The following is a 7,945-nucleotide window of genomic DNA, read 5'->3' as shown; positions in this document are numbered from 1 at the left end:
AAAGGCGGCATGGACTCGATCTACCCCCAGCCAGAAGATCAACCCGACGCCGTTACACCACTACAGGGGACATGACCGTATCCGAGCCGGCCGCTGCCGTTCACCGGCTGTCGCGGCACTGCAGGAAACTTCCGCGCTCCCGCCCCATCCGCCCAGGCGTTCTGGGATCTCAAGGCATCCGAATCCATACGCCCCCGTCCGTCAGCACAACGAACGATCGTGCCCCACGAGAGAGGTCGCCGACTACCATGCCCAGCGCGCCAGACAGGCCAGAAATCGACGGCTCTGCGTCAGCGCTGCCCACCGCCAGACCGTAGTGAGCGAGGCGACCGTGCCGCGCCGACGGCCACCATGGGCCCGGCCGCCCAACCAGGTCCGTGCCCCACTCGCTCAGGCTCCCGCCCAGATAGTGACCTCCGCATACCTCCGACCGCCATAATGGATCCATGCCGTCCCCCCCACAGCCCCCCGGCCCCACGCCGAACAACCACTCTGGCCTGGTCGCCGAGGACCTGGCGCTGTACCGGGAGAAATTCCGGCGGCGCCTGCCGGAGTCGCTGGACGAGCTGCACGGACCGGCCCACGGTGTCGTGGAGCTCCCCCTGCATATCGCCTGGTCCGGGATGACCTCGTATGACCTGGACAACCCGCGCCAGCGCATGGGCCTGTACCGCACCCTCCTGCACGAGGGTCTACGCGAGGATCTGCCGCGCTATCTCGACCATGAGCTGCTTGTCGAGCTGTGGCCGGTGTTGCGCACTCTCGTCGGCCGCACTGTACGCACCGTGTGGGAAGACGCTTTCCCCCAGCTCGCTACCCGGGCCCGGGTAGCCGCGTGACGGACATGCCGGAGCTGCACACGCGGCTCCTGGCCGATGTGATCGCGATCGGCTCCCCGTACCCGCTGGTCCTCACCGGCGGATACGCCGTACGCGCACACCGGCTCGTCAACCGCCCTAGCCAGGACCTCGACGTCGCCACCGAGAATCCGGCACCCATGGCCGAGATCGCGGCCACGCTCCGCGCCGGCCTGGAAGCCCGCGGCTGGGCGGTGCGGGCGTTGGAGACCGCCCCGCTGTCCGCCCGCTTCACCGTGACCGACTCGACCACCGGCGAGGACTGCGAGGTCGACATCCTCAAGGAGAACTTCTGGCGGCCCGTCGCCCAGAGCCCGTACGGGCCCGTCCTCGCGGAGGAGGACGTGATCGGGACCAAGGTTCGCGCCCTCGCCGACCGCGGAGCACCGCGTGACCTGATCGACGTATTCGCCGCCTCCCGACGCTGGACCAATACCGAGCTCGAGGAGTTCGGCCGCCGACACGCCCGTGGCCGCTTCGAGCGCGAGGACCTACAGGCAAACCTCACAGGCGCCGAGTGGACCGACGACGAAGCCTTCGCCGCCTACGGCCTGGACGACGCCACGATCGGCGCGCTGCGCATGTGGGCTGTGGAATGGGCCGACGACCTCGCGGCCCGACTCCTCGAAGAGCCCGACGATCCGGACAGCGACTGATCGCATCCGGACAGGGCCGTCGCTCCTGCGGAACGCGCACCGCGCTCAGGCAGATGGTGGCACTCGCCCCTCGCCGTCGCTTCGGGCGCGGACCTGCATCACCAGCTGCCGGGCGCGTTTGGCACCGACCCGCAGCTCCTTGCGCAGCGTCTCCGCAGAGATGGGCCGCTGGTGAAGGGAACGATGCCGGGCATCGGCAGCCAGCGCTGAGGTCAGCAACTCGCCTTCCGGTCCGGGCTCTCCGTGCTCTTCCTCCACTGCATCCAGAGCCTCCAAGGAAGCACGCCCACGGCCAAGCACCAGCAGCTCGACGGAGAGTAGCAGCGCAACCGGCGGCCAGCCGGCCACCAGCACCGGTTGCCAGGCCAAAGTGGGGGCCGCGGCAATATTGGCGGCCAGGGACACCGCGATGCCCAGGCAGAAGGCGGCCCAGACGAGCAGGCGCCGGCCCCGCCCGCCCTCGCGCGGCGGCCGGAGCAGACCGACCGTCGACAGCAACAGCAGTCCGTCGACCGACAGCGGCCACAGCGCGGCGCTCACCCGGTCCGCGCCACCTTGCAGCGCGAACTCTCGTTGATGCACGTACGAGGCATACGCCGCGACACCCGCCACCAACAGCGCACACAGCCGCCGCAGCCACTCGTCCGACGCCGGGAACCTGGGCGCCCGAGAAGAGTCGCCATGCGGAAAGCCCAGCGGCCCCATCACCCGGCCCTCCCACGGGCCGTAGGACAGAAGCTCCCCTCCACAACCAGCTTCCCGCCCGAAATTCCCAGCTCAGACCGTCCACCTTCTGCCCCGCGCCCCGCCGGGGGCGCCACCTTTCGGCCCCGCTTCGGTGGGGCCTTTTGCTGGTCAGGGGCCGTTTCGCGGGGCGTGGAGAAGCCTCGGGCGCTGCCGTGATGATCACGGGGTGGGTCCGGGGCTGTCCGGCTGTCACTGTGAGGGAAGAAGAGCGCCAGTTGATCTCGCCGAGCAGAGTGCAGGCGGAACCCCAGGAACCACCAGGACAACGAAGTAGATCCACGTCCAGAAGGATCAATCACAAGGATTGAGGGCCGTGCAGAGCGCGGCGGCTCCGGGCTGCCGCGAGGGGCGAAAACACATGGCCACAGGGGCAAGAGGGCGCCATACGCGCAGGTCGAAGACGCGTTGTGCTTCGGCTAAGGCCGGATCGCGGCGGCGGTGCAATGTCGACGGACCCGCTTCCATGGTCGTTGCCCATCGGCGGGGGCGGCCGGCTCCACGGCTTTACCCACCTCCCCGGTTCGGGTCCCGCCTCGAGCAAGACCAGGGGGTCAATCGGGCACTACAGGGGCAGGCTCGCCTGCCCGATTTCGCTGGCGAGCGTAAAGCCCCCTGATCATGCCCGACCCCAAACCGGGCAGGACACCGGCCAAAGCCGTTCCGCCAGCCTGTGCATCGGGCTCACCAGGCGGTTAGATCAGCATCAAAGATCAAGAACGGCAATGACGAGGAGTGGCGGGCGATGGACCTGACGGGGCAGTCCCCTCATGGGGTGATCACGACATCGGTGGTTGCTCGGAGACGACGAGCACGGCATCGCTCACGGCGTCAGCGGGAAGACGCAACCGCGTCAGCGAGCGGCGCAACACGGCCCGCGCGGCGGCGGCCGGGTTCGGCGTGCAGGACGTCCAGCGGTACACGACGGCGTTTCCGGCCCACACAGGCGCGGGGCTCACCGCAGCACACCCCTACGCAGTGCGTACCAACGCGGAGCGACACGGCGGTGGCGCCCGCGCCCCGCGCGCAGGCACACCACCTTGCCCGGGACGAGCGAGACGGCGATGGTGCACAGCGCGCTCAGCAACAGCGCGCTGGTGAACGGCAGGGAGTAGACCATGACGGACCGCCGGTGATCGCGGATTCGTTCCCGCGTCCACCACACCGCTGGCTCGGCGAAGAGCGGAAGCCCCTGATCAGAGGTGGTCGGCATTGCTCTTGTCGCCACCATCCCAGCCCGGAGCGGTGCGTGGAGACGGCCGACTCTGTGGATCCGGGCGAAGCAACCAACCGGGCACCCATCACCCCTGCGGATGACATCGAGCCGTCTCCCCTGGCCAGTTGATCACCGACCCGTACGCTGAGTGAGAGACCCCTCCCGCGGGTCGACGGGGAGGAAACGCGATGGCATCTCGGTCCCCCTGCCGGCAACCGCCGACCTCGTCCTCGCGCTACTGATCCCCGCAACCACCGCGTGTAGCGGCGAGGACACCTCCACCGCCAAGGCGCCCGCACCGGTACCGGTCCTCACCAAGTCCCAGGCTCGACAGGTGTTCCGGCACTACGACCGCGTCAACGCCGAAGCCGACGCCGCCCTGGACGACGCATTGCGTCTGCTCATCACGTGGGGAAGGCGCCGACCCACCTTCGCTCCAAGAGGTACTTCGGCAAGTACTCGGAGTCGACGTCCACCGGGATGCCGGCATCGAACGCCATGCATGCGATGGCCAGCGGGCCCAGCGCGACGAGGCCTGTGCCACTCTTGGCCCGTGCTTCGTCACTGGTCCAGTACTCGCGATGCCACGTGACAGCCTTCTCCAGCGCTGCGTTGAACTGCTCCGGCTCTTGGAGCTGGTACCGATGGAAAACCTCAAGCGGGGGGTAGAGCACTTTCAGCATGAGGTCGGCGGAGGCAATGCTGTGGCGAGCCGGATCGGTACCGTCGATCGCCGTCACGAGCGTGTCCCAGGCTTCCCGGCGACCGAACCAGGCGTTCTGCAGCGTCTCCACCCAGGCGTACACGTACTCGTCGAATTCCATGCCGGAAGCACGCAGGAACGACACCGGAATGCGCACCAGTTGATCGAGGCGCTCATTCTCCCGGCAGATCACCGCCAGGTAGTACGAGGTGAGCCAGTTACCGGCATGCAGATACTCCTGCGGCCCGGTAGCGGGAAGATTCTTGATCTCACCCTTGGTTCCGATGCGGCAGGCCGTGGTGCCCGCTTCGGCCGCACCTGAGATGAACAAGCCGGAACCGACCTGCATCGCAGTGACCCATGTCTCCCACGTACCGAGCTCGCCGACCATCGGGTCTGACAGACAAGCCCACTTGGCGAGAGTGAGCGAGAAATCCAACGCGTCGTAGCGGTCGAATTCGGATGTCTCAATCTCCGCGATTGCTTCCTCGGCGCTCTGCAGGATCGGTGCGAGAGCCTCATCCATGTCTTCCACGGGGAAGTCGTGGCGAGGGATGTGGATTGTCATGCGCCCCCTCTCTCAGTGCAATTTCATCTCTGTCACGTCTACCCCAGCATACTTGGATGCGTCAGGATCCCTCACCTTGACTACAGCGAAGCGTAGTTTGCCTGCCCTGAGTGCTCGTCGGAACTCCTGGGCCAGTTCGGCATCTCTGCCGCCTCGGCTTGTCATCTCGGCGAGGATCGTGCGCACGTACGGGAGCGTCGCCTGCTTGACCCGCATGCCACTGGCGCCGCCGTCGTCGCCCAGCACTGGGTTGTCCGGGTCGCCTGGGTCGGAGCGTCCCTGCCGCCAATCCAGGTCATTGCCAGGTGATTTGTGCTCGGTGAGGAGGATTTCGTCTTCGTCGAGACGGTATGCGCCATCAAACATGTCGGCGCCGTTGGGCGTCTTGGGGAGGGTGATTTCCTCGACGACATTGAAGCCTGCCGGAATTCCGTGGAGCGCGGCAGCATCGTCGCCGAGCCGTTCAGAAATCTTGCTGTTAGGTGGAGTGTCTCCGAGTTGTCGACTAAATTCTTCCTGTGCCTTGGCGAGTTTCTCCGCGTTACCTGCGGAGGGGCTCTCCTTGAACTCTCTCTGCGCGTTGAGGAGATCCCGCAGTAGTTCGCGATCAGACATTCTGCGGTCAAGCGTCTGCAGATGCTCGCCAGGAGCGGTATCCCTACCCAGAGGCTTGGTCGCAAGTTTGGTTTCGGAAGGGCCGCTCGGGAGGTCGTGATGAGAGATCCACCGCCCGTCCGGGCCCTTGGTCAGCTGAGGCAGATCGACGCCGTCTACCTGCCCGATATGGGGCCGCCGGCGCCCAAGGATGTCGTAGTGCTTCTTGAACCAGGCAGGGTCTTCGTTCGCCAGCCGAACATGCTCCTCTTGCAGAGCTCGGCGCTCGGCCGTGGTCAACTCACGCTCGGCGGCTCCGAATCCGTTGCCATCTCCACCGTCGCCGCGCTGTGCTGTGCCGGCAGCGTCATCGCCCGACCCGATTGGTCCGTCTGCGCCATCAAGGCCCTCGTCGCCCGCGCGGCCGATGTCGTCGAGCGGGCCGCCTTCGGAGCCGGAACCCCGGCCACCAACGGGAGGCTCGTGCCCTCCTGAGGCACCGCGGCCCAGGTCTTCCGTACCGCCCGTGCCGACGTCGCGGGACCCGCCTCCGGTCGTGTTGTCCGCGAGGCCGCCAGCGCTCGTGCCGCGGCCGCCGCTACCGGCCTCAAGGTCCATCCGGGCGCCCGTGGCGCCGTTGTCGGCATACCCGCTGATGGAGGTGCCGGACTCCGCTCGGACACCAGCTCCGACCGGCGTGTCACCAGTCCGGACCGTGCCGCCCAGCCCGTCGCCGACCTGGGCGATACCGTCCGCCGGTCGCACTCCGACGGACACCATCTGAGGCGCGCCCTGACGGTCTGCGGCTTGTGCGAGCCGTTCCGCGGCGGAGGCTTCCTTGGCAGCGGGGGTGACCGTGCCGTCGAGGTGGTGGATCGTCGCACCCTCGGGCTTGAAGTAGACGATCTCGCCGGTCTCCGGGTCCTTGAGCGGTACGGAGTTCTCGCGGGTGACGCCGGGCGGGAGGTCGCCGGCTCTGGCGGGCTGGTCGATGATCTGGAAGTTGGTGTCGGCGAGACGTACGTAGGTGCCGTCGGTGAGCATCCGCAGACCCGCGACCACCTCGCCGATCTTGATGCCGGTGGTGGCGCCGGCTTTGAAGACGTAGGTCATCGGGTCGATGATCCGGCCCGCCTTGCCCGCCGCGGCGATGGCCTTGCTGATCGCTCCGGCCTTGCCCGCCCCGGCCACGCCTGCGCCCGCTCCGGCGGTGAAGACGGTGGTGAGGACGTTGAAGGTGGTGGCGCCGGCGGCGCGTGCGGGGTTGGAGCCCCACTGGTCCCAGGCGACGAGTGCCTTGCCGGTCTCCTTCATCGCGGTGCGCGAATCGCGGACCCAGGAAGGGAGTTTGTCCTCGGGGGCGAGCCAGAACGCCGCGCCGAACGGGGAGGCTGTGATGGCGATGCCGGTGGCGAGCTTGGCCAGGCCCGTCCAGGCCTGCGAGAAGGCTTCCCAGTCGGTGACGTTGACCAGTGTCCACAGGCCCTTGAGGGTGCCCCAGACGCCGTCGACGACGAGGCCCTTGCCGAACTCCCAGGCATGCTCGTGGATGTGGTACCAGGGCGTGGACTCCTCGACCGGATCGCCCCACGGCAGGTCCTTGGCGCCGTCCAGGTCCTCGGCGCGAAAGCCGTACTGGTTCTTGTCCTTGGAGCCGTCGGTGACCTTCAGCGCCGTGCCGCCGACCAGTGCCACGATCTTGTTGTGGCAGGTGCGTTCGGCGGCCTGGAAGTCGGCGAACGCCTGGTTGACCGCGCTGCGCCGGTTGTTGTTCTCCTCGACCAGGTCGCCGTCCTCACGCCACTTGTCGTCGTCGGCGATGGACGTACGGAACGCCTCCGCCTCGGCTCGCAGTTGCTTGAACCGGTTGACGATCGGGCGGATCTCGGTGGCGTACGCCGCGAGCGCACCGCCGATCGTGGTCAGGTCGTCCTCGAACACGCCGCCGCCGGTGGCCACTGGGGCGGTGGAGGCGAACAGCTGGTCCGCTTCGGGCGCCGCGTAGTACGACGACAGCCCGCGGAAGGTCGAGTCGACCTTCGACGCGGCCTCCGCGATCGCGGTCCCGTCCAGGGCAACGGCCGAGGCGTCCAGTTCCAGCTGTTCCAGATTGCCGGTGAACTCCGGGATCTCCTCCGGATTCAGCGCCGTCTCGCTCACTTGCCCGCCCCCGGCAGATCGACCCTCGGCGTCTTGAGCGCCTTACTCTGCGCCTCGGCGGCCATGTCCAAGTCGCCTTGCACATACGCGTTGGTGGCCTCCGCGGCACCCGTCATCGAGTTTCCGGTCCGCTCGGCCATGGACTGGAGCTGGTTCTGCCGCTCCTCCATGTACTTGGAGAGCGCAGCGGCCACCGGCCCCACCGGGTTGCGAGGCGTGCCCGGCACGACGGGGCCGATCATGGGCCCGCTGTACTGACTGCCCGGCACCGCCGTCCCCGCCGAACCGGCCGCGCTCATCAGATCGTTGACCATCGCCTTCGCCGCGTCGGCCAGATCCTTCGCGGCCTCGCCGGTCATGGTCAGCTGGCCTTGCACGCCCTGCGGCTTGATATCCCACTTCGACATAGACACACCCCGTGAGTCAGCCGCCCCCGGCGGCTGCATA

Annotated in this window: 8 protein-coding genes; 2 read left to right on the top strand and 6 right to left on the bottom strand. The window is 67.8% G+C overall.

Translation table 11 applies throughout. The features are described 5' to 3' along the window. Positions 1 to 446: 446 nt before the first annotated feature. Together H9Y04_RS43355 and H9Y04_RS43350 are read left to right on the top strand one after the other, a co-directional pair. A complete protein-coding gene (locus H9Y04_RS43355; RefSeq protein WP_187819772.1) occupies positions 447 to 839 on the top strand; it encodes a hypothetical protein in 393 nt (130 codons plus the stop codon). A 5-nt stretch (positions 840 to 844) separates the two neighbouring features. Beyond that, positions 845 to 1,513, top strand: coding sequence for a nucleotidyl transferase AbiEii/AbiGii toxin family protein (locus H9Y04_RS43350; RefSeq protein ID WP_187819777.1), 669 nt, complete (start codon positions 845 to 847; stop codon positions 1,511 to 1,513). A 45-nt stretch (positions 1,514 to 1,558) separates the two neighbouring features. Here the strand turns inward: H9Y04_RS43350 and H9Y04_RS43345 are convergent, their stop codons facing one another. The 6 genes from H9Y04_RS43345 to H9Y04_RS43320 form a co-directional block, all read right to left on the bottom strand. Further along, positions 1,559 to 2,218: a DUF2637 domain-containing protein gene (locus H9Y04_RS43345; protein ID WP_187819776.1), complete on the bottom strand. Its 660-nt coding sequence runs from the start codon at positions 2,216 to 2,218 to the stop codon at positions 1,559 to 1,561. Between the two features lie 818 nt (positions 2,219 to 3,036). Continuing rightward, positions 3,037 to 3,216, bottom strand: coding sequence for a hypothetical protein (locus tag H9Y04_RS43340; RefSeq protein ID WP_187819771.1), 180 nt, complete (start codon positions 3,214 to 3,216; stop codon positions 3,037 to 3,039). After that, entirely contained in the window at positions 3,213 to 3,470 is a 258-nt protein-coding gene (locus H9Y04_RS43335) for a hypothetical protein (RefSeq protein WP_187819770.1), read from the bottom strand. The genes H9Y04_RS43340 and H9Y04_RS43335 overlap by 4 nt, the downstream gene beginning before the upstream one ends. A 407-nt stretch (positions 3,471 to 3,877) precedes the next feature. Continuing rightward, complete coding sequence (locus H9Y04_RS43330) at positions 3,878 to 4,744, bottom strand: immunity 49 family protein (RefSeq protein WP_187819769.1); 867 nt, start codon at positions 4,742 to 4,744, stop codon at positions 3,878 to 3,880. Between the two features lie 12 nt (positions 4,745 to 4,756). Then, positions 4,757 to 7,498, bottom strand: a complete 2,742-nt coding sequence (locus H9Y04_RS43325) for a hypothetical protein (protein WP_187819768.1) — start codon at positions 7,496 to 7,498, stop codon at positions 4,757 to 4,759. After that, entirely contained in the window at positions 7,495 to 7,905 is a 411-nt protein-coding gene (locus H9Y04_RS43320; RefSeq protein WP_187819767.1) for a DUF6507 family protein, read from the bottom strand. The genes H9Y04_RS43325 and H9Y04_RS43320 overlap by 4 nt, the downstream gene beginning before the upstream one ends. Positions 7,906 to 7,945 lie beyond the last annotated feature (40 nt).

The sequence above is a fragment of the Streptomyces polyasparticus genome, from assembly GCF_014493765.1.
Classification (GTDB): domain Bacteria; phylum Actinomycetota; class Actinomycetes; order Streptomycetales; family Streptomycetaceae; genus Streptomyces; species Streptomyces polyasparticus.
This window is presented reverse-complemented; position numbering and strand designations above follow the sequence as displayed.